Here is a 23,166-nt window from a genome sequence, read left to right on the forward strand (position 1 = left end):
CGCGGTCGCGGCAGCATCCTCACCGCCGCCGTCGGGCGACCAGCGCCGCGAGGACGAGCGCGGCGGCGACGACGACAGCGACAGGTACCGCCAGCAGCCCGAGGGTCGGGCCGTCGGCCCTCGGCGGGCCGGTGGTCGTCGGGTACGCCGTTGGAGTGGCAGTGGCCGTGCCAGTCACCGTCGTGTGCACGTCGGTCGGCGTCGGCGAGGGCGTGGGGGTCGGCGTCGACAGGCTGAACCTCGCCTCGGGTGGCGATTCGGGAACTGGCTCATCGTCGACCCTGACCGCGAGCCACTGGTAGACCGGGTCGCCACCGATCCGATAGGGCGGGTCCGCTCCGCGGTCGAGAACGCCGTCACCGTCGGTGTCACGGTGGGCGACGACTGCGACGTACTGGCTCGTCTCGGGCGCCGGGAAGTGTAGTTCGTCGCTGGTCTCGGTCGCCGCGCCGGCCCGCCGGAATCGGCCGTCGTCGTAACGGTAGGCCACGAGCAGGCCGTCCTCGGGGAGCGACACCGCCTCGATATTGCTCTCGGCGTCCCCCTCGTAGATGTAGGGGGCATCGAGTAGCCAGCGGATCTGCGGAGGTTCACCGGTCGTGGCGTGGTACCGGAAGCCGGCAACGGTCAGTTCGAACACGTCGGGCGACGACGCGTTCGCCAGCGGGAGCGTCGCGGCGTAGGTCCCGTCGGGTCCGACCGTTGCGATCGTCCGTCGCTGGAACGCCGGGTCGGTCCGCGACTGGACGGTCACGGCGAGTCGCGAGCCAGGTAGGAGGTTCGTCTCGCCCGAAACTGTCGCGTCGTCCGTCGAGGGCAACGACACCGCCCCATCCGTCTCCTGATCGACCGTGACACGCCGGTCGTCGACGCCGAAGTCAGCTTCGAGGTAGCGGTCGGTCGGTGACAGCGGACTCGCCTCGTCGACGCGGAGGAGCGCCGTCTGTCCGCCCGAGCGGATACCGTCGACGCGGGCCGTGTCGACGAGGACGTAGATGGTTCCGTTCCGGGCGTCGGTGACCGCGCGGGCGCTGCCGTCGACGAAGCCCTGGCCGACGAGTAGCCCGCCACAGGGGCCGCTGACGGACAGTTCCTCGGCGAACTCGGGCTCGTGGTCGTCGTGGAGGGCAGCTACCCGCTCGGTCGTGGTGCCGTTCCGTGTCGCGAGGGCGCCGAAGAGACTGGGCGTGTCGAACCGCAGGACCAGCGTCTCGCCCTCGATGGCCGGGCTGCTCTCGGTGACGGGCTGGAGTCGCCCGGTGCGTTCCAGTCGCTGGAGCGTGCTGGCGTTCGGAGCGTCGAACGCCTGCGGGACGCCCCGGAGCGCGGTGATCGAGTCGAGTTCCGGTTCGGTGATCCGCAGTCGTCGCTCGGCGACCGTCTCGCCGTCGACGGTGGCCCGAACGGGGTAGGACCCCTCGTGGAACCGCTCGTCGGTCGCCGTCAGGACGTCGACGGTATCGTCACCGCGAGCGCGATAGGCGTCCGGGGCGCCGGCCGACTCGTGGGCGCCGACGTAGGTGTTGACCAGCAGGGTGACCCGGCCGTCACCGTCGTCGGTCACGCGGAGGGCGACGGGATAGCCGACGCCGGAACCGAGAGAGACGTTGGCCGTCGACCCCGGCGGCACCGTGAGGTGGACGGCGGCGACGCGGCCGAGCGGGACGGTCCCGTCGGCGGTCTGTGGAACGACACGCGACTCGGTCGTCGCGGGCGCCGGTGTCGCGCCGGCAGTATCCGGTGTGGACTCGGTCGCGGGGAGGGCGCAACTGGTGGTCGACGCGTGCGGGGCGAGCGCGGTCGAATCGGACGGGCCAGCCGCCGCGGCCGGCCCGGCGACCGCAGACGTGACGAGGACGGCCATCAGAACCACGATGGACAGACGGCTCAGGGCGTTCGCTGTCGTGGTGGAGGGCATCGACAGGAAAATTCGCGGAGCCGACACTTAATCCTGGGGTGACCCGATCCACAGAACGACGGGTCGTGACATACCCGGGTCCTGTCCCTGGCCGGCGGTGATGAGAGCCACGGACGCGACAACGACGGCACCGCTCGCGGGCCAGTCGGCGACGGTCGTCGGCGCCGGGTTCGGTGAGCTGGCGACGGCCTGTTATCTGGCCGACGCCGGCGCCGACGTGACGGTCGTCGAGGACCACTGACATATGTGCTAGTCGTTGTCACACCCCTTCGTTTCAGGTGGAGATCCGCCGTGCCGAGCGGTAGGCTCATTGCACGGTAGGGCAAACGCCGGGGTAGATGGTCGCGACGAGTGTGCTGGCGACGCTGGTGATCGCAGCAGCCGCAAGTCTGTTCATGGCCTGGACGATCGGGGCCGGCTCATCGGGGTCGACGCCGTTCGCGCCGGCCGTCGGGGCCAACGCGATCTCGGTGATGCGGGCGGGCTTCTTCGTCGGTATCCTCGGACTCGCCGGCGCGGTCCTCCAGGGCGCGAACGTGACGGAGACGGTCGGCGGCGGGCTGATCGTCTTCCCCGACGGCGGCGGGCTCTCGGCCGCGGCCGCCATCGTCGCGCTGCTGACCGCCGCGGCCCTGGTCGCAGTCGGTATCTTCACGGGCTACCCCATCGCGACGGCCTTCACCGTCACCGGCGCCGTCGTGGGTGTCGGTCTGGCGATGGGTGGCCAGCCCGCGACCGCGAAGTACGTCGAGATCGTCTCGCTGTGGGTCGCGGTCCCGTTCGTCGGCGGGGGCATCGCCTTCGCGACGGCGTGGCTCCTGCGCCACGAGGGCACCTCCGAGCAACTCCAGGTGCCGGCACTCGCCGCGCTCGTCGGTGCGATCATGGCGAACGTCCGGTTCGTCCTGCTGGCGCCCGGTTCACAGCAGGCCTCGGTCGCGCAGGCCGTCGCGGCGGCCGCGGGAACGGCCGATCTACCGACTGTCGTCGGGGTGACGCTCGTGGCCGCGCTGCTATCTGGCGGCCTGTTGTACCGTGACGTCCGGGCCGACCCCGACGCGGGACAGCGCCACTTCCTCCTGGTGCTGGGCGGCCTGGTCGCCTTCTCGGCCGGCGGGAGTCAAGTGGGGCTGGCGCTCGGACCGTTGCTCCCGCTACTCGGGGAGGGGCCGACAGCCGCGATCCCGATCACCGCCGTCCTGCTCTTTGGCGGTTTCGGCCTGCTCGTAGGTTCGTGGACCGGCGCGCCGCGGATGATCAAGGCCATCGCGCAGGACTACTCCTCGCTCGGCCCGCGCCGCTCGATCGCCGCGCTCATCCCGAGTTTCATCATCGCACAGACGGCCGTCTTCCTGGGCGTTCCCGTCTCGTTCAACGAGATCATCGTCTCGGCCATCGTCGGGTCGGGAGCGGCCGCCGGCGGCGGCGAGGTCAGTCGCTCGAAGATGGGCAAGACGGTGCTGGCCTGGCTCGGGTCGCTCGCACTCGCGTTCGGGGTGAGCTACGGTCTGTTCCTGCTCGTCGACAGCCTCTGATTACTCCGGGCGGCTGTAGTCGGGGTCGATCATCTGGGCCGAGGTCGGCGCCGGGTCGCCGGGCGTGAGGTTGTACGCCGAGAAGTCGGTGACGCCGGCCGCACGGAGGACATCCTCGTCGTAGAGCGACTCGCCCGTGAACTCCGCGGGGTCGTTGCGCAGGATCTGGAGCACAGCGTCCGAGACCACGTCCGGGGTGCGCCAGTCGTCCTCGGTCCCCAGCCCGAAGTGCCGTGTCGCCCGCGTGTCGACGGCAGTGACGGGCCAGAAGGTGTTACAGCCGATGTCGTGACCGCTCAACTCGCCCGCGAGCGAGAGCGTGACGAAGGACATCCCGAGCTTCGACCAGAGATACGGCCCCTGGCCCGGACTGCGGTCGACGGTCACCGGCGGCGCGTTGGTGAGGATCCACCCCTCGTCGAGCCCCTTGAGGTGGTCGATGAACGCCCGCGAGGTGAGGTAGGTGCCCCGAACGTTCACCTCGGTCAGGAGGTCGAACCGGTTCGGTGGCAGGTCCTCGACGGTGGCCAGCTGGATGGCGCTGGCGTTGTTGACGACGATGTCGACCGTCCCGAAGTGGTCGATGGCCTCGTCGGCGGCCGCCTGGACCGCGTCGGCGTCGCGGATGTCGAGCTGGATCGGGAGCGCCTCGGCCCCCAGGTCCCGGACCTCGCGGGCCGTCTGTTCGATCGACCCCTCCAGGTCGCGCTCCTGGCCGTAGTCGCCCTCCTCGCTGGTCTTGCCGGTCGAGACGACGTTACAGCCCTGTTCGGCCAGGGCGAGCGCGATCTGCTTGCCGATGCCACGGGTGGTACCGGTGATGAACGCGGTACTGCCCGAGAGGTCGGGCTGTTCCAGAGACATGCACGCCCCGTCGGCAGGGAGCTACATAGTACTGGCCCTCGAACCGGGCAGAAACCGAAGTAGCGACCGTGAGGAGTTTACTCAGTGGAGGCTTCCTCTGGATCTGTCTCCTCGTTGGGATCCTGGTCGAGGCGTGCGACGCGGGCTTTCATGATCCGGGTGTTCTCGACCTGTTCGACGCGGATCTCGACGCCGTCGTAGGTGATCGTCTCGCCCTCCTCGACGAGGCGTCCCGCACGATTGAAGATGAAGCCGGCGATGGTCTCGAACTCTTCGCCCTCCGGGAGTTCCAGTTCCAGGGCCTCGTTGACCTCCTCGATGTTGACCTCGCCCTTGACGACGACGGTGTCGTCGTCGACGTACTCGATGGGCTCTTCCTCCTCGCCTTCGAGGATCTCGCCGACGATCTCCTCGGTGAGGTCCTCCATCGTCACCAGCCCCTCGGTGGTCCCGAACTCGTCGATGACGATGACCATGTGCATGCGCTCTTTGCGCATCTCCGTCAGCAGGTCGTCGACGTTCTTGGACTCGGGGACGTGCAGCGTCGGTTCGATGAGGTCTTCGAGCCTGATGTCCTTCGCGATGGCCTCGCCGTAGTTCAGATCGCGGACCAGGTCGCGGATGTGGACGACGCCGATGACGTTGTCCAGACTCCCCTCGTAGACCGGCACCCGCGCGTGACCGCTCTGGATGCAGGTCTCCAGGGCCTCCTGGACGGAGTCGTCCTTGGCGACGGCGGTCATGTCCAGGCGCGGCGTCATGACCTCCTTTGCGATGGTGTTGTTGAACCGCAGGGTCCGCTGGAGCATCTCGCGTTCCTCCTCGTCGAGGACCCCCTCGCGTTCACCCGTCTCGATGATGTCCTGGATCTCCTCGCGGGTGACGTAGGAGGTCTCGATGGCGGACCGACCGCCGGTGATCTTGTTGACGATGCGGGTGAGGTAGTCGAACAGCAGGATCAGCGGGATGAGGACCTTCTCGGCGACCTTCAGCGGCCGGGAGATGGTCAGGGCCCAGGACTCGGTGTTCTCGACGGCATAGCTCTTGGGCGCGCTCTCGCCGAACAGCAGCACGACGGCGGTGATGCCGAACGTCGCAGCCAGGACGGCCTCGCCACGCGAGAGATAGAAGCCCAGCAGTCCCGTCGCGATGGAGGACATCGCGATGTTGACGAGGTTGTTTCCAACCAGGATCGTGACCAGCAGGCGGTGCGGGTCGGACTTGAGTTGCTGGAGCGTCTTGGCACCTTTGACGCCGTCCTCGACGAGCGCCTCGGTCCGGTGGGCCGGCAGCGAGAACATGGCGATCTCCGAGGAGGAGAAGAAGGCCGAGAGACCGATCAGCAGCAGGATGGTGACGATACCAGTAGCGACGATGACGTTCTGCGGAATCGGGATACCGAGCACGCCGACTGTCTGGAGCGGTGGCAGAGACAGCGCGAGCAGCGCAGGTGGATCCAGGGCCATCAACGATCCGAGTTGTAATGGACGGGGATTAAGGCTTGTCATGGCGGGCAGCGCCGAAGCCCTTACCCTCGACTCGGTCCTACGTCGGCCCGTATGAGCGACCCTGCCATCACCCTGTATCGACTGCAGGCGTGTCCGTTCTGCGAGCGCGTCGTGCGGGTACTCCGGGAGCACGACCTGGACTACCGCTCGCGGTTCGTCGAGCCGATGCACTCCGAACGCGACGTCGTCAAGCGATTGACGGGCAAGCGAACCGTCCCGGCCATCGTCGACGAGAACACGGGCATCACGATGAGCGAGTCCGCGAACATCGTCGAGTACATCGAGCGGACGTACGGGAACGAAGCGGCCACAGCAGAGAGCCGAGGTGAGGCCTGATGGACCTCGGCTTCGACATCGTCGACCTCGGCCCGGCGGACCCGCCCGAAGCGGGCGAGCAGGCGCCCGACTTCACACGCCCGCTCGTGAACGACGAGTACTGGGAGGACGTCGCCCTCTCCGAGGTGTGTGCCGAGAGCGACGATCCCGTGGTACTCGTCTTCCACCCGATGGACGGCGCGTTCCCGGCGACGTACGTCTGGAACGAGATCCGCGACCGGGAATGGCACGAGTCGGCGACCGTCGTCGGCCTCTCCATCTCGACGCCGTACGCCCACAAGGACCTGCTCGACGAGCGGGACATCGAGGGCGACTACCGCCTCTACTCGGACCCCGGCAACGGCGTCGCCGAGCAGTACGGCATCGCGATGGCGACCGACGGGATGGCCGGCATCGCCGAACCACGGCCGGCCGTGTTCGTCCTCGACGACGACCGGACCGTCGAGTACGCCTGGGTGGGTCAGGAGTGGCCCTCCTTCCCCGACTACGACGCGGTCGAAGCCCAGCTGTGAGATGACGGACATCGAGACAGCGGCCGCGGCCATCCGCGAGGGAAAGCTGGTCGTCTACCCGACGGAGACGGTGTACGGCCTCGCGGCGGACGCACTCGACGCCGACGCCGTCGAGCGGGTCTTCGAGGCGAAGGGGCGGGCCCGTGACAAGCCGATATCGCTCGCTGTCCCCGACGTCGACGCCGCCGGCGAGTACGCTCGGCTGACCGACCGCGAGGTGGCGTTCATGCGGGAGTTCCTGCCGGGGCCGGTCACCGTCGTCGTCGAGCGCCGCGACGTGGTCCCGGACGTGCTGGTCGACGGCGGCGACCGCGTCGGGATCCGGGTACCAGACCACCCCGTCGCGCTGGATCTCCTGAAAGCCGTCGCGCCGCTGACGGCCACGAGCGCCAACGTCTCGGGGAACCCCAGCGCGAGGGCTGTCGACGACCTCGACGCCATCCGCGAGCGAGCAGCGGTCGTCCTCGACGGCGGCGAGACCGGCGGCACGGGCTCGACTGTCGTCGACGTCGCTGCCGGGACGATCCACCGGCGGGGCGCGCAGGCCGACGCCGTCGAGGCCTGGCTCGCGGACCACTAGTCGAGGAGCGACCGCAGCGATCGGGTCCGGACCCCGCACTGCTGGCGGTAGTCGCAGGGGTCGCACTTGGCGTCGCTGTCGGCTCTGGCCGGCGGCCCGTCGATGCTCGCCGCGGTCCGGAGCGCCCCACGGTAGACGCCCGCTCGCCGTGCGGTGATCTCGACGCGGCGGACGACACCGTGTGCCGGGTACTCGGCGAAGGCGTGCTCGACCGGTCGTTCACGTTCCCAGGCCAGGGCCTTCGCGGCCGCGACGAGCCTGACTGTCTGAGGCTCCCAGACCCCCTGGTCCGGCGGCGTCCCGGCGAAGACGAGCGACGGGGCGGGGCCGTCCGGTCCGTCGACGAGTTTGTGTGCGACGCCGCGGGCGTCCTTCCCGTCGAGGTGGACGTCCCGGCCTGCGGGGTCAGCCAGGTCGTTCCAGGACGCCAGGCGCTCGCGTGCCCGTCGCAAGCGCTCGCGGACGGTCGCCGGGTCGGCCTCGACCGGTGCGGCCAGCAGCGCGGCGTCGTCGGCCAGCAGTCGCTCGTAGTCGAAGGCCAGCTCGCGGATCCGACCCACCTCGTCGGGGACGTCTGGCGGCCCGTCCCGCCGGCGGTAGTAGAGTTTTCGCGGGCAGTACGCGGCCGTCTCCAGATCACGGAAGGTGTGGGACACAGGGGGGCTGGTCCCGGCTTCGGGCAAAAGGGTTCGCCTACATCGAGACGTCGGCGTCCGAGTCCAGCGAGTCGATGTCCTCCGTCGCCTCGTCGAGGCCGGTCTCCCGGACCGCGGCGGTGTGCTGGGTCGAGAGGCCCGCCTCGGTCAGCACGTCCTCGAACTCGCTCTGGAAGCGGTGGCTCACCTGCCGGGCGGCGGCCTGTGCCTCGACGACCGCACGGTAGTGAGCCGCGGTCGCCTCGTCGACGTCGAACGCGTCGGCCAGATCGGCGTCGCTGCCGTCGCTGTTGACCACGCGCTTGCGGAACGCGGGGACGTCGAAGGGCGCGTCGTCATCGGTCTCCCGGAGGAGGTGCAGGTCCAGTCGCGCGTCGACGATGCTGTCCTCGTCGGTGTCGAGGCGCTCGGCCATGTCGGCGTCGTTCTCGCCCTCGTAGAACCCACGCACCACCGTCACCAACCCCTCGTCGTCGAAGCCGGTCCGGAACTCGTACCGCTCGCGCATCCGCGCGACGACCTCACGGAGCCGCTCGGCCACCGAGTCGTCGTCGGCATCGGCCAGTGAGCCCCGCTGATCGGCCTGTGACTCCGTCACACGCTCCTCGCCGGAGACGTCCATGAAGATGTCACGGAGTTCCTCGGTCTTTTCGTCCATCGAACCGGAACACTACCGGTCGACGGATAAATATCTGTTGGGGAAACGAGCGGTCGCCGCCACGCTTAGGCCCACTGACCCCGACCTCCTGGCATGGACGTGGCCCTGCTCACCGTCGGCGACGAGTTGCTCGCCGGCGACACGGAGAACACGAACGCGACGTGGCTGGCCCGGCGGCTCTCGGCGGTGGGCGCGCGAGTCACCCGTATCCTCACGGTGCCCGACGACGAGGCGGTCATCGCCGACGCCGTTGCCCGGTTCCACGCGGCGTTCGACGCCGTCGTCGTCACCGGCGGTATCGGGGGAACGCCCGACGACGTGACAAAGGCCGGCGTCGCCCGGGCCTTCGACCGGGACCTCGTGGTCCCCGACGACGTCCGCGGACACCTCGAAGCGAAGGCCGAGCGGTTCGCCACCGACAACCCCGAGGTGGTCGACCGCTACGAGATGGATCTCGACCTAGACGCCTGGGCAGCGATTCCTGCGGGTGGTGAACCACTGCTGACCGACGAGAGCTTCGCTGCGGGCTGTGTCGTCGAGGGTGTCTACGTCCTGCCGGGCATCCCCGAGGAACTGAAAGCCATGTTCGCTATCGTCGCCGACGACTTCGGCGGCGACCGGACCACCGAGACCATCCACACGCCCGCACCGGAGGGCGCGGTCGTCGCCCAGATCACCACGGCGCGCGAGCGGTTCGACGTCGCTGTCGGGAGCTACCCCCGGAAAGACGGGACGCCGGGGCGGGTGACCGTCACCGGCGAGGACCCCGCAGCCGTCGCGGACGCCGCGGCGTGGCTCCGGGAGCGTATCGAGACAATCGAGGAGTAGCGATCAGTCGAGCATCGAGTCGGATCGGTCGTCGTCCGCCGCCTCGACGGTGTCGGAAGGTAACGATGTCTCGGTCAACCCCTCCCACTCGTCCCTGTAGGAGTCGATGAGCGTGGTTCGTGCGTCGTAGCTCCGTTCGACGATGCGTTCGAGTAGGTCCTCCTGGGTGACTTTCTGGCCGGTTTCGAGCGTGATCTCCTCGCGAAGCCGCTGGAGACGGTCCTGGGTGGTCTGGCCGACGTGTACCGAGGGCGTCATGGAGACTAGAACGCCGGGAAAGGTAGTAAACGCTCCTATCAGACCGTTAGAACAGTTCGAGGATCCCCATGGCGGTCGCGGCCAGCAGGATCTCGAACGAGAGCGTCCCGAGCGCCGAGAGCGCGACGAACCGGCGCGTCTCCATGCCCGCGACGCCGGCCGGGACGGTCAGCATGCCGCGGGTGAACAGCAGCGTGTTGCTGAGCGGGACCGCGAGGATGCCGAAGCGGTCGAACATGTGCCCGAAGCGGTCGAGGCGGTCCTCGCTGACGCGGAACCACGGCCGGTCGAGCAGCCACTCGCGGCCGCCGCGTTTCGCCAGCAGGAACAGCGCCGTCTGGCCGACGGTGGCGCCTGCGACCGCGACGGCGAGGATCGCTGCGACGCTCGGCAGATCGTAGCCCCCGGTCGTCTGTGCGAGGATAGCTACGGCCGCCGGGACCAGCGCCTCGCTGGGCGCGAAATACAGCAGCATCGCCCCTTCGAGGATGAACACCAGAAAGAGCGCCGCCAGCCCGTACCGCTGGAGCAGGCGTTCCGCGAACGCCGTGTCGCCGAAGACGTACAGCGCGATGCCGGCGACGCCCAGGAGCGCGAAGAACGCCGCGACCAGGAGCAGGCCGTAGTCCTCGGCGAACGTCCGCACCGGCCCCCGCGTCGTATCGGTCGCCATCTACCGTCGTTGTGGCCCGGCCCGGCGTAAATCGTTTCTGTCCTGGGGTCGACGGTGGCGTGTGTCGCGTTCGCAAGCGGTGGGTTCATGGCTCCGAGCGTCCGACCGGGAGATATGGACATGCCACGTCGCCCGCGACGACTCCGGACCGACGGCGTCCGGCCGCTCGTGCGCGAGACAGACCTGGACGCGTCGGACCTCATCGCCCCCGTGTTCGTCGACGCGACGACCGACGAGCGGGTGCCCATCGAGACGATGCCCGGACACGAACGGGTCCCCGTCGACGAGGCTGTCGCCCGCGTCGCGGAGATCCGCGAGACCGGCGTCGAGGCGGTCATGCTCTTTGGCGTCCCCGAATCCAAGGACGAGCGGGGCTCGCGCGCCTGGGCCGAGGACGGCGTCGTCCAGGAGGCGACCCGCCGCATCACCGCCGAGACCGACGCCTACGTCGTCACGGACGTCTGTCTCTGTGAGTACACCGCTCACGGCCACTGCGGGGTGCTGGAGGAGACCGCCGCCGAGGACCCGACACTGACGGTCCGTAACGACGAGACGCTCGACCTGCTGGGGAAGATCGCCGTCAGTCACGCCCGCGCCGGCGCCGACATGGTCGCGCCCTCGGGCATGATGGACGGGATGGTCGGCGCCATCCGCGAGGCGCTGGACGGCGACGGCCACACGGAGGTCCCGATCATGAGCTACGCCGCCAAGTACGAGTCGGCGTTCTACGGCCCGTTCCGGGACGCCGCCGACGGCGCACCCGCGTTCGGCGACCGCCGGCACTACCAGATGGACCCCGCCAACGCCCGCGAGGCACGCCGCGAGGTCGATCTGGACGTCGAGCAGGGCGCGGACGTACTGATGGTCAAGCCCGCACTGCCCTACCTCGATATCGTCGCCCAGGTCCGAGCGGACCACGACCACCCCGTCGCCGCCTACAACGTCTCCGGCGAGTACGCGATGTTGCACGCGGCCGCCGAGAAGGGGTGGCTCGACCTGGAGGCGACCGCCTACGAGTCGCTGCTGTCGATCAAACGGGCCGGTGCGGACCTGATCCTCACCTACTTCGCCGAGGACGTCGCCGACCGTCTCTGAGCGAGAGAGACCCCGCAACCTATTCAACCGCCAGAACCCAGGCACACGCACATGCGACGACAGACCCTCCTCGTGGCCGCCGTGGCCACGGTCGCCCTGCTGTCGTTCAGCGTCGGTGCCGCCAGTCTCGACGCGAGCACCGGCCGTGACCGGGTCAACCCCGAGATGGACGACAGGGAGATCGACAACCCCGGCGCGGACTACGACGGGCCCGACAGCGACAGCGACGCAAACCCGCCTGCCGAGGACGGCGGCGCGCGCTCGCTGGTCCCCGACCTCTCGCCCCCGGCCGTCGGCGCGCTCGTCGCCGCGTTCCTCATCGTGGTGATCGCCGTCTGGCGGTTCGCCGGCGGCGGAAGCGTCGAGGGGAACGACCACGAACCCGCGTTCGTGAGCGGGAGCGACGGCGCCGACGAACCGACCTACTCGACCGACAGCATCGACGTACCGCTCTCGAACGACGTCTACCGGGCCTGGGCCGACCTGACCGAGCGCCTGGGACCGGCCGACGGCGCGACGACCCCCCAGGAGTACGCCCGGCGGGTCGCCGGCGCCAGCGAGGACCCGGAGGCGCTGGACCGACTCCGCGAGACGTTCGAGCAGGTGCGCTACGGCGGGGCCGAGCCGACTTCCGACCTCGAACAGCGCGCTCGCGAGGCACTCGACCGGGCGACCGGCCCGCGGGAGGACGGTGGATGACGGCGACGCTTCGCCCGCTCCCGCTCGCTATCGGACTGGGCGCGACGATCATCGGGGTCGGCCTCGCGGCCGTCGGCGCCGCCGTCGTCCCCAGCAACACCCGGAACCTCCTGCTGGTCGCCGTGGCCGTCGTCGCCGGCGGCGTGGCGCTACTGGGCCTGCTCGTCCACTCCCTGGAGGGCGACGAACGGCCCGGGCTCCCCGACACCGACAGCCGGGCAGCGACGGTCCCGGGCGACGCGGTCGACGACGCGCTGGCGGCGGGCCAGGACAGCACGGCCATCCGCGACCGGGTGGCGACCGTCGCCGTCTCGGTGCTGGAACGGCGGGGCCTGACCAGGTCGGCGGCCGAGCAGCAGTTGGCCGACGGGAGCTGGACGGACGACCCGCGCGCGGCGGCGCTGCTGTCTCCCGACGACGTCGGCCCCTCGCTGCGGGCCCGGATCGAGGGGTGGCTCTCCGGCGTCCGGCCGTTCCACCGCTGGGTGGGCGCGGCGACGACCGAACTGCTGGACCGCGAGGACGAGCGATGAGCGGGACGGTCCACCAGACCGGGCGCTGGCTGGGGCTGACCGGTGCCGCGCTGCTGGCTGCAGCCGTCGGCCTGGTCGCACAGACACCCTCGCTCGTCCTGCTGGGCGGTATCGGTGCGGCGCTTGGCGCCTACGACCGTGTGGCCGCGCCGCCGCCGACCAGCGTCGCGATCGAGCGGTCCATCGAGCCGCCGGACCCCGGTGTCGGCGAGTCGGTGACGGTCCACCTGACCGTCCGCAACGAGGGCGAGCGGACGCTGCCGGACGTCCGCGTGGCCGACGGCGTCCCCGAGACGGTCCGTGTCGTCGAGGGGTCGGCCTCGGTCGGAACGAGCCTCCGGCCGGGCGCGAGCACGACGGTGACTTACGAGATGACGGGCGGCACCGACCGCTGCGTGTTCGATCCGGTGACGGTCATCGTCCGGGACGTGGTCGGCGTGGTCGCCCGCCACGACCGTGTGGAGGTGTCGCCGGACGCGGTCACCTGGGCGCGCCCCAGCGGGAAAGCCATGCTGGCGCTGATCCCCGCAGTCTATCGCCGGCCGGGACAGGTCCCGGTCGACGACGGCGGGTCGGGCCAGTCCTTCTACGCGGTCCGCGAGCGGCGCCCGAACGATCCGCTCTCGCGGGTGGACTGGAACCGCTACGCCCGGACCGGTGAGCTGACGACCGTCGAGTTCCAGCGCGAGCAGGCGGCGACGGTCGTCGTCCTGGTCGACACCCGGCAGGCCGCGGCCGTCGCGCCGGACGAGACGGCCCAGACCGCCGTCGAGCGCTCGACGACCGCCGCGCTCGCGCTCGTGGAGGGGCTGCCCGAGGACGGCCACGCGGTCGGGCTGGCCGCCCTCTCACCGCAGGAGAGCTGGCTCCCGCCGGGCCAGAGCGCCGCCCACCGCCAGCAGGCACGGGACCGCATCCGCGAAGACCGCGCGTTCGCGGCGACGCCGGTGACCGAGTCGCCGGACGTCGAGCGCCTGTTCGCACAGCTCCCGAAAGCAGCCAACGTCATCTTCCTGAGCCCGCTGTGTGACGACGAGAGCGCCAGCGTCGCCCGTCGACTCGCCGCACGCGGCCACCCGGTGACCGTCGTCAGTCCCGACGCGACGGCGACGAACACGGCCGGTCACCGACTGGCCCACCTCGAACGGGCCGACCGCCTGCGAGCGCTTCGTGCGGCCGGCGTCGAGGTGTACGACTGGGGGGCCGACGAATCACTCCAGGGCCTGCTCGGGCGGGCCGGGAGGGACGGCGGATGACGCCAACGACCGGCCAGGGCTGTGCGCTGGCTGCGGGGCTGGCGACCGTCGGGACGCTGTTCGTCGCCGGTATCGGCCCGCTGGCGACGGCCGCCGGCGTCGCGGCGCTCCTCGCGCTGGTTGGGAGCCAGCTGACCGACAGCGGACTGCTGGCGAACGTCGTCGGCGTGGCGCTGTTCGGCCAACTGCTGGTCGCCGGCGTCCAGGGCGCCGGGACGACGACGATACTCGCGGCCGGCGTCGGAACGGTGCTGGCCTGGACGTTCGCCCACTCGGCGGTCGAACTCCGGGACGACCTTGGCGAGGCACGGAGTCTGGGGCTGGAACTGAGCCACACCGCCGGGACGACGGGGCTCGTGACGGGGGCGGCGCTGGTCGCGGCGGTGCTGTTCCGGACGAGTTCCTTCCGGTTACCGCCCCTGGCCCTGGCAGCGCTCGTCCTGGGCGGCGTGGCGCTGACCGCGGCGCTCCGGCGGTGAGCGTCAGTCCGACGGCGTCCCCGATTCGGCCGCGTCCAGGTCCAGAACATCACTCCCGTCGGCTGCCACGGTCGGAAGCCGGAGCGTCACGACCGTCCAGCCTGCCGCCCGGTCGTATCTGACGTCGCCGCCGGCCGACTCGGCGACCCACCGGGCGAGCCAGATACCGAGTCCACTGCCGTGCTGGAGCGTCGTGATGGTTTCACCCTCGAAGACCGCCGCACGTTCGATATCGGGGATTCCAGGCCCGTCGTCGGCGACCCGCAGGAGCGCCTCGTCGCCGTCCTCCTCGACGACGATCCGCACCGTCGTCCCGTCGGGGGTGTGCTCGACGGCGTTCTCGACGAGGTTGTCCAGCGCGTCGTACAGCCCCGGTCCACCGGGGACCGCCACCGAGGACCGTATCGACGGGTCGACGCTGACCGACTCCTCGTAGGTCCGTGCAACGCCCCGGGCCAGCGTGACGGGATCGACCGGTCGGTCGGTGGTGTTGGCCAGCGCCGACTCGACCTCCTTTGCCTGCTGGCTGACCGCATCGAGTCGCCCGGCCGCATCGAGGATTCGGTCCGTGATCGCGACCGTCTCCCCGTCGGTCGTGTCATCCCGGAGGTGCTGTGCGGCCCCGATGACCACGGAGAGATCGTTCCGAAGGTTGTGGCGCAATACGCGGTGGAGGACACGGAGTCGCTGTCGGCGCCGGCGGTCCTCGGTGACGTCGGAGTAGATGGCGAAGCCGTACCGTCGGCCGTCCTCTGCCTCGTAGGGGACGCTGTGGTAGTCGAACTCCCGGCGCCCGTCGACCGTCTGCCGGGCGACGATAGCGTGGTTCGGCTTCCCCTCGGCCGTGCGCTGGTCGTAGTCGGTCGCCTCGTCGCCTTTCCCCTCGGGGACGATGAAGTCGTTGAGCGACTCGCCGACGATGTCGGCGGGGTCGTAGCCGAAGGTGTCCACGAACGTCGAATTGACCGCCCGTACGACCGGCGTCCCCGCGACCATCTCGAACGCCACTGCGGCGTCGTCGATGAGATCGAACAGGTGGTCGAACCGGTCGTGGACGCTCGTCGACCGGTGGACCGAACAGACGACGCTCCCGTCGACGGCCGTCACCTCGACGGTCGCCGGGACGTGGCGGTCGCCGAGATCGAACGTGACCTGGCACCGGCGGGTCCGCCGGTCGTCGCCGGAACGGACCGCCCGCACGGCACGGCGGACCGCGTCGGCGTCGTCGCCAGCGAGGAGCGACGAGAGCGAACGCCCCCGAAGTGTCGCCGCATCCGCCGAGAGCAGCGTCGCGAACTCCGCAGTCACGAACGAGAGCCGGCCGTTCCCGTCGACACCGAACATCAATCGGCGCTCCCCTCGCTGTCAGTAGCTGCTGTAGCGACAGTCTCGCTGGCGGAAAGCATGTCCCGTGCGGTCACGATGGGGTAGCCGTTCGGTTCCTCCCAGACTCGTGGTCGAGTAGTGGTCATGTGTATGCTTCTGTGTCGATAGAATGTCGAAATGATCTCAGAGATATCGTAGACTGCTACATAAATACAGTTCTTACAGATCAGTCCGTACGTTTGTTTTGAATCATATAACGCTGACGCCGCTGGCAACACCCGCCACAGCGGGGCGCGCGCAAGCAAATCAGGCCCATCTCGGCCCGAACGGCCGCTCTAGCGGTCGACGTTCGTCCAAAACACCCGCAGACAAACGCTGTATTTCTTGACGGAGAACAACCTTATATCCATAATACTGTACTATAATCTGGACAGTCGTCTACCGTAGAGTGCCTCATTCCCACTTTCATAAAGCAAACCCTTATGTATACCTCTGACAAGAGACTTCTCCGTGAACGAACTGCCGAAAGTTGGAGCAGATGGCGATAGAGTTGGACGTTCAAACTAAACTACGAAGCAAACTGAAACAGGTGAACACAAAATGGTACTTGCACCACTCCAGGTAACCGCGGACGCACTCAACTACACGTGGGTGCTGATGGTATCGTTCCTGATCTTCTTCATGCACGCCGGCTTCGCCATGCTCGAGGCGGGGCAGGTGCGCTCGAAGAACGTCGCGAACCAGCTGACGAAGAACCTCCTGACCTGGTCGGTCGGGGTGACGGTGTTCTTCCTCATCGGCGCGGGCATCTCGTCACTGGTCGGCGGTGGCGGGTTCGCCTCCGCCGCGATGACCAGCGGCACGGGCTGGATCGACTGGCTCTACGGCGCCGTCTTCGCGATGACGGCAGCGACCATCGTCTCCGGGGCGGTGGCCGGTCGCGCGAAACTCCGCGCGTACATCACGTACACGTTCCTGCTGGCGGCGGTCATCTACCCGGTCGTCACCGGCATCACGTGGGCAGGCGCCTACATCAGCTTCGGTGGCGCCGGCTTCACTGACTTCGCGGGCGGCATGATCGTCCACGGCATGGGCGGTATCGCCGGCCTCACCGCAGCCTACGTCCTGGGCCCACGTATGGGTCGGTACAACGAGGACGGTTCCGCGAACGTCATCCCCGGTCACTCGCTGACCTTCGCCGTCCTGGGGACGCTGATCCTGGCCTTTGGCTGGTACGGCTTCAACGTCGGGACCTCCGCCATCATCGGCGAGGGCTTCCTCGGTGACCAGCTCGGCCGCGTCGCCATGACGACCACGATCGCGATGGCCTGCGGTGCGATGGGTGCCGGGCTCGTCGCCTGGATGCGCACCGGCAAGGTCGACACGCTGTACGTCGCCAACGGCCTGCTGGCCGGTCTGGTCGGCATCACGGCGATCCCGCACACCACCTCGTGGTGGGGTGCCTTCGTCGTCGGCGGCCTCGCTGGTGTCCAGCTCCCGCTGGTCTTCGAGTTCGTCGAGAAGAAGCTGAAGATCGACGACGTCTGTGCGGTCTTCCCCGTCCACGGCAGCGCTGGTGTGCTGGGGACGCTCATGTACCCGTTCGTCGCGGCCTCGGCCCCTGCGGGCGGCATCGTGAACGCGTTCATCGCACAGCTCATCGGCGTCGTCGCCATCGGCGGCTGGACGATCGTCGCGACGGGTGTGATCTGGTACGCGCTGAAGGCCGTCGGGCAGGCACGCGTCACGCCCGAACACGAGCAGGAAGGCCTGGACGTCAGCGAACACGGCGTCGAGACCTACCCCGAATTCGGAACCGGTGACAGCGTCGTCGCCGACGGTGGTATGACCACGGAGAACGTCCGCACTGACGGAGGTGTCAACGATGAGTGAAACTGACGACCGCGAAATCAAGATGATCATCGCGATGGTACGGCCCGACAAACTCGGTGACGTCAAGAAGGCGCTGGCGGAGGTCGGGGCGCCTTCCCTGACAGTCACGAACGTCTCCGGCCGCGGCTCACAGCCCGCCAAGAAAGGGCAGTGGCGCGGCGAGGAGTACGTCGTCGATCTCCACCAGAAGGTCAAGATCGAGTGTGTCGTCGCAGACACGCCGGTCGAGGACGTCGTCGGCGCCATCAAGGACGGCGCCCACACCGGCGAGAAGGGCGACGGAAAGATCTTCGTCCTCCCGGTCGAGGACGCCTACCAGGTCCGGACAGGAGAGAGCGGCCCGGACGCCGTCTGAGCGTCGGGGATGGTCGACGAGATCGACAGGGCGGTCGTGAACGCGCTGTTGCGGGACGGCCGAGCCAGCGCGCGCGACGTCGCGACCGAGACGGGTGTCGCGGCGACGACCGTCTCACGGCGGATGGACGAACTGGAGTCGGCCGGCATCATCGAGGAGTACACCGCCCGCGTCGACTACGGTGCGCTGGGCTACGACGTCACGGCGGTGTTCCAGCTCTCGGTCGACGGCGACGGTCTCGTCGACGTCACCGAGTCGCTGCGCGAACAGCACAACCTGCTGGCCGTCTACGAGGTCACCGGCAGCCACGACATCATCGCGATCGGGAAGTTCCAGGACACGGACGAGATGAACGCCTACATCAAACGGCTCGTGACCGACGAGTACGTCCGCTCGGTGTCGACTGCCATCGTCCTGAACGCGGTCCGCGAACACGAGCAGTTCCCGGTCGACGAAGGCGACCGATAACTGCCCCCTCGACGACCGGTTTTTGACTCGCTGTATCGACGGACGGAGCCGGTCCGGTGACGTGATTGATAGCAGCGGGAGTAGTATTATATAAGACGAAACGAATTCTCGTGCATGACCGATGATGGACAACAGACGCGGCGGTCGGTCCTGCGGGCCGTCGGGGCTGGGACGGCGACTGTGGGGATCGCCGGCTGTATGGGTGGTGGCGGTGGCGGGGGAGGCACACCGACAGCGAGCAAGTACGCGAACCAACCCGTCGGTGAGGACACCGTCACCTTCGGGTTCCCGGTCGCGCTATCGGGCCCGTTCGGGTCCGACGGCGAACGACAGGAACGGGGCTTCGAACTAGCCGTCAAACACCTCAACGAGGGTGGCGGCTGGGTCGATAGTGGGAAGTTCCCGGCACTGAGTGGGGACGGAGTACTCGGACGGACCGTCGAGATGGCGACGGCCAATACGGAGTCGTCCCCCGACACCGCTGTCAGCGTCGTCAGGGATCTCATCGAGCGGGAGGGGGCGGTGATGATCGCCGGCGGCTCTTCGGCGAACACCGCCGTCAAGCTGTTCGACGTCTGTCACCCGCGAGGCGTCGTCCACATGATCGGCTTCGCACCCGGGACGAACGTCACCGGCGCGGACTGTTCGCGCTACGCGTTCCAGGAGATGTTCAACCCGAAGATGGCTGCCCAGGCGCTCGTGCCGGTGTTGCTGGATCGGTTCGGCGACCGGGCCAGCGTCTTCGGCCTGCACGCCAACTCCGACTTCGGGTTCACCCAGGCCAACGAGTTACGGCGACTGCTGCTCGACAACAACTGGGACTACCAGGGGGACGTCCAGACGACCGTCGGGACCTCCGAGTACGGCCCGCAACTAGAGGAGGCCAAGGCCGCGAACCCGGACGTACTCGCGCTGTCCTATCGTGGTATCGACGGGGCGAACGCGATTCGCCAGGCCAGGGAGGTATTCGAGGACGACATCGACATCGTCGCACCGCTGCTGAGTCGGACCACGGCGACGCTGGCCGGCGAGGCCATCGAGGGGGTCATCGGAACTATCTCGTGGGACCCGAGTATCAAGACGCCGCTGTCGAAGACGTTCCGGGACGCGTTCCAGCAGGAGTTCGGGAACCCCTCCGAACGGCCGAACTGGCGCCTCCCCTCGGATCAGGCCCACCTCGCCTACGCCCAGACGCTCCAGTACGCGTCGGCCGTCGAGCGGGCCGAGACCTTCGAGCCGCCGACGGTCATCAAGGAACTGGAGGGCCACAGTTACGCGTTCGGGATGGGGCAAGAGACGCTCCGGGCCTGCGATCACCAGGCCATCCGGCCGGTCCCGGTCGTCGAGGGACTGCCAGCGGCCGACCAGGCCGAGAGCCTCTTCTACGACTTCGTCACGATCACCCGGGACGTCGGCTACGGCTGTGACGAGGACCCGGCCGACGACTGCCGGGAGATGGGGCCGTACGAACCGACGACGGAGACCGGATAATGCGGGAACCGAGTCAGCCGACCGCGCTACCATGAGTCTGCAAGTCGACGTCAGGAAGCTGGATCTGTTCAACCAGATGGCAAAGGAGGGGTCGAGTACCGTCGCGGATCACCTCGGACAGTTGACCGGGCTCGACGCCGGCGTCCAGACCTCACAGATCAACTTCCTCGACATCGAGGACGTCAAGACACACATCGGGAACGAGCAGCGCGTCGGTATCTACGTGACCCTGAACGAGGCACCCCACGGCTACGTCCTGTTCATGCTGGAACCGGCCGACAGCAAGCGCCTGGCCGGCGCGATGATGGGTGGGATGGGCGAGCCCAGCGACGACGACGGGTTCAGCGAGATGGAGCGGTCGGCGATGCAGGAGATCGGCAACATCATGACCTCCGGCTTCATCGACGGCTGGGCCAACGTCCTCCGGACGACCATCGACATGGGGACGCCGAACTTCGTCTTCGGCCCGGCCGCCGGGATCGTCGACGAGATGGGCGGGTGGCCCGACTCCGAACTCGTCTTCGTCATCAACTCCCGGATCACGGTCGAGGGCGGCGACCTCGGGATGACCGTCTACACCTTCCCGGAACTGGCGGCGCTGGTCGACCTCATCCAGAACATCGACCTCGACACCGACGTCGCCGCGGACACCGACGCCGGCGACGTGATCTGAGCCACGACGGACACTTCTCACAGCGTCTTCGGTGGCTTCGTAGTGACGGCGAGCAGCCGGACCGGTCCCGCGCTCGTCGGGAAAAGGCGTGTCCGACGGGGCTCTGGACACGAAACCGTCCCCGTCGGGGCGCGGTTGGATATCGGGGGCCGCGGACCCCCGTCGTCGACGGCGGTAGACCGCCGTCCGCTGTGATTATCGACCCGCGCCGAACACCCCCCGGACGTCGTCGGGCGCGTCGGTCGTGCCGACTCCCGGCCTGGCCGGGCCCCTCGTGTCCGAAACGGGGTGCGCGACAGTGTCGAGCATCGTCAGGTCGACCGCGAGCACAGCGACTTGAGCGTCGCCTGCGTGTCGATATCCGCGACGGTCTCGGGTGGCGCGGGGTCGACGACCTCGGCCGGCGAGAGCCGGTCGAGGAAGTCGGTGGCCGCCCGCGACCCCATCCCGAGTGTGGTCTCGCAGGCGTCGACGGCCGCGTCGGTGTCGTAGACGGCCGCGAGCGGGCGGAGCCGACCGGCGATCCGCGGGACCGCGCCGTCGCCGGCACACCGGTCGAACAGCGTCTCGACCAGCGACGACTTCAGGAAGGGCGTATCACAAGCCGTCACGAACGTCCACTCGCTGCGGGCGACCCGACAGCCGGTCCGGATACCGGCGACCGGGCCGCCGTCTGGCACGGGGTCGACCGCGTAGCGGACGTCGCGCCCGCCGATAGCTTCGGCGATGGCGGGGCGTTGCTCGTCCCGGCAGTTGATCACGACCTCGTCGACCGCGGACTCGACGCCGTCGACCACTCGGCGGATCAGCGGCTCGCCGTCGAGTTCGGCGACCGCCTTGTCCTGCCGTCCGAACCGGGTCGAGTAGCCGCCGGCCAGGACCACTGCCGACTGCATCAGTCGTCCCCGGAGACCGCCGCCTCCGTCTGTCCGTTGCTCCCGACGAACCCGGCCGTGTTGGCGACTTTCGCGACCTCCGGACGGAACACCCACGCCGACAGCAACACGATGGGGATCATGGATGCGGCCACGATGGAGTAGCCCAGATGGAGGTTCGCCAGCCACGGTGCGGAGTAGATCAGCGGGTAGATGATGCCGCCGACGGTGCCGATGCCGCCGACGACGCCCGCGACCGCGCCGGAGCTGTTGGGGAACATCGAGGGGACCATCGCGAAGATGGAGCCCTCGGCGAACGCACAGGCCGTCCCGACGAGGAAGCCCACGACGACGGCGCCCATCAGGACACCGGAGAGGCCCGCCAGCGTCATCGCGAACATGGTCACGACGACGAAACACAGCGTGACGAACGTCCACTGTTCGCGGTACCGCCCGGTGAAGAACGGCAGGATGTCCTGTTCCTTGCGCGCGAGGACGTCACTGACGTAGCCGCCGATGGGCCGGAGCAGGCCCGCGGCGACGGAGAACGTCGCGGCGAAGGTGCTGGCGACGACGAGGTTGTCCTGGTTGAACGCCTCGCGGTAGTAGGTCGCGAGCCAGCCGTTCATCGACAGTTCGAGGCCGAAAGTCATCACGTACGCGAGTGCGAGGACGACCGTTCCGTAGCGGGTGGCGGTGTGGAGCCAGTCTTTGAAGCTCGCGTTGTCCTTGGTCGCCTGGCGCTTCTCCTCGCTCTTTGCAGCCTCGCCCAGCGTATAGTACGCGACCGCGAGGAATATCGAGACGATGCCGGTGTAGAAGAAGGCGGCCCGCCAGTTCGTCGAGAACAGCGGTCCGCTCCATCCGCTGCCAAAGACACGCGGGAGGACGAGCGCCCCACCGGCCGCACCGGCGTTGCCGACGCCGGCGTAGATGCCCTCTGCCAGCCCGAGGTTCTCCTCCTCGAACCACTCGGCGACGTGCTGGATGCCGATGACGAACGTGATGCCGGCCGTCGCGACGATGAGCCGGGTCACGAAGAACAGCGAGTAGTCCTGAACGAACGCGCTCGCCATCGAGAACACGCCGACGTAGGCCAGTACGATGGCGAAGATGGTCGGCGCGCCGAACTTATCGGAGAGCCAGCCGGTCAGCATCCGGCCGAACGGAGCCATCCAGATAGCGGAACTCGCGAGGATCCCGATCTCGGCCGTCGAGAGGCCGAACTCCTCGGCCATCGGTCCCGTGAACGGGGCGAAGGAGAACCAGATCAGGAACGAGAAGTTGAACCCGATCGTCGCGAGCAGCAGCGTCCGGTACTTCGTCATCCTGATCAGACCCATGCTACCACCGCCACGGGCGTGGACGGGCGTGCAGCCCCGGACGAATTGAATTGTACTTCACGAAACTTATTCGGTTTTTCTACTACGTTCGAACACATTATAGCTGATTCAGGCAATGATTCAGTACCTCATAACGGTATCCGTTTACAAACACGGAATTAATCTTCCATTGTCGAACGACCCACAAACCTCGGGGGCCGCTGGTCCGGTTCTGCCGGCGGGATTTCCCAACGTCAAATAGTCGGTGGGGTATCTCCGGAATCGTCAATCGGTCGTGACCGGCCGTCGGGAGACAGCCATATCGGCGACGACGGGTTCGGTGTGACTCCAGGCGGAATATCTGTGTTAATCATT

At 68.4% G+C, this 23,166-nt stretch carries 27 protein-coding genes; 16 read left to right on the forward strand and 11 right to left on the reverse strand.

All coding sequences use genetic code 11. The features are described from left to right. Nucleotides 1-19: 19 nt before the first annotated feature. Nucleotides 20-1,918 carry a BGTF surface domain-containing protein gene (locus tag Hhyl2_RS12260; protein ID WP_483551056.1) on the reverse strand — a complete coding sequence of 633 codons (1,899 nt, stop codon included), beginning with the start codon at nucleotides 1,916-1,918 and terminating at the stop codon, nucleotides 20-22. A gap of 100 nt (nucleotides 1,919-2,018) precedes the next feature. Here Hhyl2_RS12260 and Hhyl2_RS12265 point away from each other — a divergent pair, with 100 nt between their 5' ends. Continuing rightward, a complete protein-coding gene (locus Hhyl2_RS12265) occupies nucleotides 2,019-2,159 on the forward strand; it encodes an NAD(P)-binding protein (protein ID WP_483552046.1) in 141 nt (46 codons plus the stop codon). Nucleotides 2,160-2,256: 97 nt separating this feature from the next. Beyond that, entirely contained in the window at nucleotides 2,257-3,453 is a 1,197-nt protein-coding gene (locus Hhyl2_RS12270; protein WP_483551057.1) for an anion permease, read from the forward strand. Here Hhyl2_RS12270 and Hhyl2_RS12275 read toward each other — a convergent pair whose 3' ends face one another. Then, nucleotides 3,454-4,317 (reverse strand): SDR family oxidoreductase, encoded by an 864-nt coding sequence (locus Hhyl2_RS12275; RefSeq protein ID WP_483551058.1) that lies wholly within the window; start codon nucleotides 4,315-4,317, stop codon nucleotides 3,454-3,456. A 77-nt stretch (nucleotides 4,318-4,394) separates the two neighbouring features. Then, the gene (locus Hhyl2_RS12280) at nucleotides 4,395-5,783 is read right to left on the reverse strand and encodes a hemolysin family protein (RefSeq protein ID WP_483551059.1); all 1,389 of its coding nucleotides are present in this window, start codon (nucleotides 5,781-5,783) and stop codon (nucleotides 4,395-4,397) included. Nucleotides 5,784-5,876: 93 nt separating this feature from the next. On the opposite strand from Hhyl2_RS12280, the gene Hhyl2_RS12285 reads away from it, so the two are divergent. From Hhyl2_RS12285 to Hhyl2_RS12295, 3 genes are read left to right on the forward strand one after another with little or no spacing between them, the layout of a single operon-like run. Beyond that, on the forward strand, nucleotides 5,877-6,161 hold the full coding sequence (locus tag Hhyl2_RS12285) for a glutathione S-transferase N-terminal domain-containing protein (protein WP_483551060.1): 285 nt from the start codon (nucleotides 5,877-5,879) through the stop codon (nucleotides 6,159-6,161). After that, nucleotides 6,161-6,673 (forward strand): redoxin domain-containing protein, encoded by a 513-nt coding sequence (locus Hhyl2_RS12290; RefSeq protein ID WP_483551061.1) that lies wholly within the window; start codon nucleotides 6,161-6,163, stop codon nucleotides 6,671-6,673. The genes Hhyl2_RS12285 and Hhyl2_RS12290 overlap by 1 nt, the downstream gene beginning before the upstream one ends. A gap of 1 nt (nucleotide 6,674) precedes the next feature. After that, a complete protein-coding gene (locus tag Hhyl2_RS12295) occupies nucleotides 6,675-7,253 on the forward strand; it encodes an L-threonylcarbamoyladenylate synthase (RefSeq protein WP_483551062.1) in 579 nt (192 codons plus the stop codon). Here Hhyl2_RS12295 and Hhyl2_RS12300 read toward each other — a convergent pair. After that, a complete protein-coding gene (locus tag Hhyl2_RS12300) occupies nucleotides 7,250-7,909 on the reverse strand; it encodes a CRISPR-associated protein Cas4 (RefSeq protein WP_483551063.1) in 660 nt (219 codons plus the stop codon). The two genes, Hhyl2_RS12295 and Hhyl2_RS12300, sit on opposite strands and share 4 nt — an antisense overlap. A 37-nt stretch (nucleotides 7,910-7,946) precedes the next feature. After that, nucleotides 7,947-8,567 (reverse strand): conditioned medium-induced protein 4, encoded by a 621-nt coding sequence (locus tag Hhyl2_RS12305; RefSeq protein WP_483551064.1) that lies wholly within the window; start codon nucleotides 8,565-8,567, stop codon nucleotides 7,947-7,949. A 93-nt stretch (nucleotides 8,568-8,660) separates the two neighbouring features. Between Hhyl2_RS12305 and Hhyl2_RS12310 the strand changes: the two genes are divergently transcribed. Then, nucleotides 8,661-9,395, forward strand: a complete 735-nt coding sequence (locus Hhyl2_RS12310) for a competence/damage-inducible protein A (RefSeq protein ID WP_483551065.1) — start codon at nucleotides 8,661-8,663, stop codon at nucleotides 9,393-9,395. Between the two features lie 3 nt (nucleotides 9,396-9,398). On the opposite strand, the gene Hhyl2_RS12315 is transcribed toward Hhyl2_RS12310, so the two are convergent. Together Hhyl2_RS12315 and Hhyl2_RS12320 are read right to left on the reverse strand one after the other, a co-directional pair. Continuing rightward, nucleotides 9,399-9,653: a hypothetical protein gene (locus Hhyl2_RS12315; protein ID WP_483551066.1), complete on the reverse strand. Its 255-nt coding sequence runs from the start codon at nucleotides 9,651-9,653 to the stop codon at nucleotides 9,399-9,401. A gap of 46 nt (nucleotides 9,654-9,699) precedes the next feature. Beyond that, nucleotides 9,700-10,326 (reverse strand): DedA family protein, encoded by a 627-nt coding sequence (locus Hhyl2_RS12320; RefSeq protein WP_483551067.1) that lies wholly within the window; start codon nucleotides 10,324-10,326, stop codon nucleotides 9,700-9,702. A gap of 114 nt (nucleotides 10,327-10,440) precedes the next feature. On the opposite strand from Hhyl2_RS12320, the gene hemB reads away from it, so the two are divergent. Genes hemB through Hhyl2_RS12345 form a run of 5 tightly spaced genes read left to right on the forward strand, consistent with a single transcriptional unit; the run spans nucleotide 10,441 to nucleotide 14,388 of the window. Continuing rightward, the gene (gene hemB / locus Hhyl2_RS12325; protein WP_483551068.1) at nucleotides 10,441-11,421 is read left to right on the forward strand and encodes a porphobilinogen synthase; all 981 of its coding nucleotides are present in this window, start codon (nucleotides 10,441-10,443) and stop codon (nucleotides 11,419-11,421) included. Between the two features lie 51 nt (nucleotides 11,422-11,472). Next, complete coding sequence (locus tag Hhyl2_RS12330) at nucleotides 11,473-12,120, forward strand: DUF4129 domain-containing protein (RefSeq protein ID WP_483551069.1); 648 nt, start codon at nucleotides 11,473-11,475, stop codon at nucleotides 12,118-12,120. Beyond that, complete coding sequence (locus Hhyl2_RS12335; protein ID WP_483551070.1) at nucleotides 12,117-12,653, forward strand: DUF7269 family protein; 537 nt, start codon at nucleotides 12,117-12,119, stop codon at nucleotides 12,651-12,653. Before Hhyl2_RS12330 ends, Hhyl2_RS12335 begins: the two co-directional genes overlap by 4 nt. Next, nucleotides 12,650-13,909: a DUF58 domain-containing protein gene (locus Hhyl2_RS12340; RefSeq protein ID WP_483551071.1), complete on the forward strand. Its 1,260-nt coding sequence runs from the start codon at nucleotides 12,650-12,652 to the stop codon at nucleotides 13,907-13,909. Before Hhyl2_RS12335 ends, Hhyl2_RS12340 begins: the two co-directional genes overlap by 4 nt. Continuing rightward, entirely contained in the window at nucleotides 13,906-14,388 is a 483-nt protein-coding gene (locus Hhyl2_RS12345; RefSeq protein ID WP_483551072.1) for a DUF7519 family protein, read from the forward strand. The genes Hhyl2_RS12340 and Hhyl2_RS12345 overlap by 4 nt, the downstream gene beginning before the upstream one ends. A gap of 3 nt (nucleotides 14,389-14,391) precedes the next feature. Here the strand turns inward: Hhyl2_RS12345 and Hhyl2_RS12350 are convergent, their stop codons facing one another. After that, nucleotides 14,392-15,732, reverse strand: a complete 1,341-nt coding sequence (locus tag Hhyl2_RS12350; protein WP_483551073.1) for a PAS domain-containing sensor histidine kinase — start codon at nucleotides 15,730-15,732, stop codon at nucleotides 14,392-14,394. After that, nucleotides 15,732-15,860: a hypothetical protein gene (locus tag Hhyl2_RS12355; protein WP_483551074.1), complete on the reverse strand. Its 129-nt coding sequence runs from the start codon at nucleotides 15,858-15,860 to the stop codon at nucleotides 15,732-15,734. The genes Hhyl2_RS12350 and Hhyl2_RS12355 overlap by 1 nt, the downstream gene beginning before the upstream one ends. Nucleotides 15,861-16,314: 454 nt before the next feature. Here Hhyl2_RS12355 and Hhyl2_RS12360 point away from each other — a divergent pair, with 454 nt between their 5' ends. The 5 genes from Hhyl2_RS12360 to Hhyl2_RS12380 all read left to right on the forward strand — a co-directional run bounded on the left by Hhyl2_RS12360 (nucleotide 16,315) and on the right by Hhyl2_RS12380 (nucleotide 20,594). Beyond that, complete coding sequence (locus tag Hhyl2_RS12360) at nucleotides 16,315-17,607, forward strand: ammonium transporter (protein ID WP_483551075.1); 1,293 nt, start codon at nucleotides 16,315-16,317, stop codon at nucleotides 17,605-17,607. Next, nucleotides 17,600-17,962, forward strand: coding sequence for a nitrogen regulatory protein GlnK1 (gene glnK1 / locus Hhyl2_RS12365; RefSeq protein ID WP_483551076.1), 363 nt, complete (start codon nucleotides 17,600-17,602; stop codon nucleotides 17,960-17,962). Before Hhyl2_RS12360 ends, glnK1 begins: the two co-directional genes overlap by 8 nt. Nucleotides 17,963-17,971: 9 nt before the next feature. After that, nucleotides 17,972-18,430 carry an HTH-type transcriptional regulator Lrp gene (lrp, locus tag Hhyl2_RS12370; protein ID WP_483551077.1) on the forward strand — a complete coding sequence of 153 codons (459 nt, stop codon included), beginning with the start codon at nucleotides 17,972-17,974 and terminating at the stop codon, nucleotides 18,428-18,430. Between the two features lie 114 nt (nucleotides 18,431-18,544). Beyond that, complete coding sequence (locus Hhyl2_RS12375) at nucleotides 18,545-19,921, forward strand: ABC transporter substrate-binding protein (RefSeq protein ID WP_483551078.1); 1,377 nt, start codon at nucleotides 18,545-18,547, stop codon at nucleotides 19,919-19,921. A gap of 31 nt (nucleotides 19,922-19,952) precedes the next feature. After that, nucleotides 19,953-20,594 carry a chemotaxis protein CheC gene (locus Hhyl2_RS12380; protein ID WP_483551079.1) on the forward strand — a complete coding sequence of 214 codons (642 nt, stop codon included), beginning with the start codon at nucleotides 19,953-19,955 and terminating at the stop codon, nucleotides 20,592-20,594. 311 nt (nucleotides 20,595-20,905) lie between these two features. On the opposite strand, the gene mobA is transcribed toward Hhyl2_RS12380, so the two are convergent. Together mobA and Hhyl2_RS12390 are read right to left on the reverse strand one after the other, a co-directional pair. Then, nucleotides 20,906-21,490 carry a molybdenum cofactor guanylyltransferase gene (mobA, locus tag Hhyl2_RS12385; RefSeq protein WP_483551080.1) on the reverse strand — a complete coding sequence of 195 codons (585 nt, stop codon included), beginning with the start codon at nucleotides 21,488-21,490 and terminating at the stop codon, nucleotides 20,906-20,908. After that, nucleotides 21,490-22,812, reverse strand: coding sequence for an MFS transporter (locus tag Hhyl2_RS12390; RefSeq protein WP_483551081.1), 1,323 nt, complete (start codon nucleotides 22,810-22,812; stop codon nucleotides 21,490-21,492). Before Hhyl2_RS12390 ends, mobA begins: the two co-directional genes overlap by 1 nt. Nucleotides 22,813-23,166: the final 354 nt, after the last annotated feature.

The organism is Haloarcula sp. H-hyl2 (assembly GCF_056934385.1).

Excerpts from the sequence above, each read along its gene's own strand:
- Hhyl2_RS12260 (WP_483551056.1), bottom strand. The coding sequence starts at position 1,918 with ATGCCCTCCACCACGACAGCGAACGCCCTGAGCCGTCTGTCCATCGTG.
- Hhyl2_RS12265 (WP_483552046.1), top strand. The coding sequence starts at position 2,019 with ATGAGAGCCACGGACGCGACAACGACGGCACCGCTCGCGGGCCAGTCG.
- Hhyl2_RS12270 (WP_483551057.1), top strand. The coding sequence starts at position 2,257 with ATGGTCGCGACGAGTGTGCTGGCGACGCTGGTGATCGCAGCAGCCGCA.
- Hhyl2_RS12275 (WP_483551058.1), bottom strand. The coding sequence starts at position 4,317 with ATGTCTCTGGAACAGCCCGACCTCTCGGGCAGTACCGCGTTCATCACC.
- Hhyl2_RS12280 (WP_483551059.1), bottom strand. The coding sequence starts at position 5,783 with ATGGCCCTGGATCCACCTGCGCTGCTCGCGCTGTCTCTGCCACCGCTC.
- Hhyl2_RS12285 (WP_483551060.1), top strand. The coding sequence starts at position 5,877 with ATGAGCGACCCTGCCATCACCCTGTATCGACTGCAGGCGTGTCCGTTC.
- Hhyl2_RS12290 (WP_483551061.1), top strand. The coding sequence starts at position 6,161 with ATGGACCTCGGCTTCGACATCGTCGACCTCGGCCCGGCGGACCCGCCC.
- Hhyl2_RS12295 (WP_483551062.1), top strand. The coding sequence starts at position 6,675 with ATGACGGACATCGAGACAGCGGCCGCGGCCATCCGCGAGGGAAAGCTG.
- Hhyl2_RS12305 (WP_483551064.1), bottom strand. The coding sequence starts at position 8,567 with ATGGACGAAAAGACCGAGGAACTCCGTGACATCTTCATGGACGTCTCC.
- Hhyl2_RS12310 (WP_483551065.1), top strand. The coding sequence starts at position 8,661 with ATGGACGTGGCCCTGCTCACCGTCGGCGACGAGTTGCTCGCCGGCGAC.
- Hhyl2_RS12315 (WP_483551066.1), bottom strand. The coding sequence starts at position 9,653 with ATGACGCCCTCGGTACACGTCGGCCAGACCACCCAGGACCGTCTCCAG.
- Hhyl2_RS12320 (WP_483551067.1), bottom strand. The coding sequence starts at position 10,326 with ATGGCGACCGATACGACGCGGGGGCCGGTGCGGACGTTCGCCGAGGAC.
- hemB (WP_483551068.1), top strand. The coding sequence starts at position 10,441 with ATGGACATGCCACGTCGCCCGCGACGACTCCGGACCGACGGCGTCCGG.
- Hhyl2_RS12330 (WP_483551069.1), top strand. The coding sequence starts at position 11,473 with ATGCGACGACAGACCCTCCTCGTGGCCGCCGTGGCCACGGTCGCCCTG.
- Hhyl2_RS12335 (WP_483551070.1), top strand. The coding sequence starts at position 12,117 with ATGACGGCGACGCTTCGCCCGCTCCCGCTCGCTATCGGACTGGGCGCG.
- Hhyl2_RS12340 (WP_483551071.1), top strand. The coding sequence starts at position 12,650 with ATGAGCGGGACGGTCCACCAGACCGGGCGCTGGCTGGGGCTGACCGGT.
- Hhyl2_RS12345 (WP_483551072.1), top strand. The coding sequence starts at position 13,906 with ATGACGCCAACGACCGGCCAGGGCTGTGCGCTGGCTGCGGGGCTGGCG.
- Hhyl2_RS12350 (WP_483551073.1), bottom strand. The coding sequence starts at position 15,732 with ATGTTCGGTGTCGACGGGAACGGCCGGCTCTCGTTCGTGACTGCGGAG.
- Hhyl2_RS12355 (WP_483551074.1), bottom strand. The coding sequence starts at position 15,860 with ATGACCACTACTCGACCACGAGTCTGGGAGGAACCGAACGGCTACCCC.
- Hhyl2_RS12360 (WP_483551075.1), top strand. The coding sequence starts at position 16,315 with ATGGTACTTGCACCACTCCAGGTAACCGCGGACGCACTCAACTACACG.
- glnK1 (WP_483551076.1), top strand. The coding sequence starts at position 17,600 with ATGAGTGAAACTGACGACCGCGAAATCAAGATGATCATCGCGATGGTA.
- lrp (WP_483551077.1), top strand. The coding sequence starts at position 17,972 with ATGGTCGACGAGATCGACAGGGCGGTCGTGAACGCGCTGTTGCGGGAC.
- Hhyl2_RS12375 (WP_483551078.1), top strand. The coding sequence starts at position 18,545 with ATGACCGATGATGGACAACAGACGCGGCGGTCGGTCCTGCGGGCCGTC.
- Hhyl2_RS12380 (WP_483551079.1), top strand. The coding sequence starts at position 19,953 with ATGAGTCTGCAAGTCGACGTCAGGAAGCTGGATCTGTTCAACCAGATG.
- mobA (WP_483551080.1), bottom strand. The coding sequence starts at position 21,490 with ATGCAGTCGGCAGTGGTCCTGGCCGGCGGCTACTCGACCCGGTTCGGA.
- Hhyl2_RS12390 (WP_483551081.1), bottom strand. The coding sequence starts at position 22,812 with ATGGGTCTGATCAGGATGACGAAGTACCGGACGCTGCTGCTCGCGACG.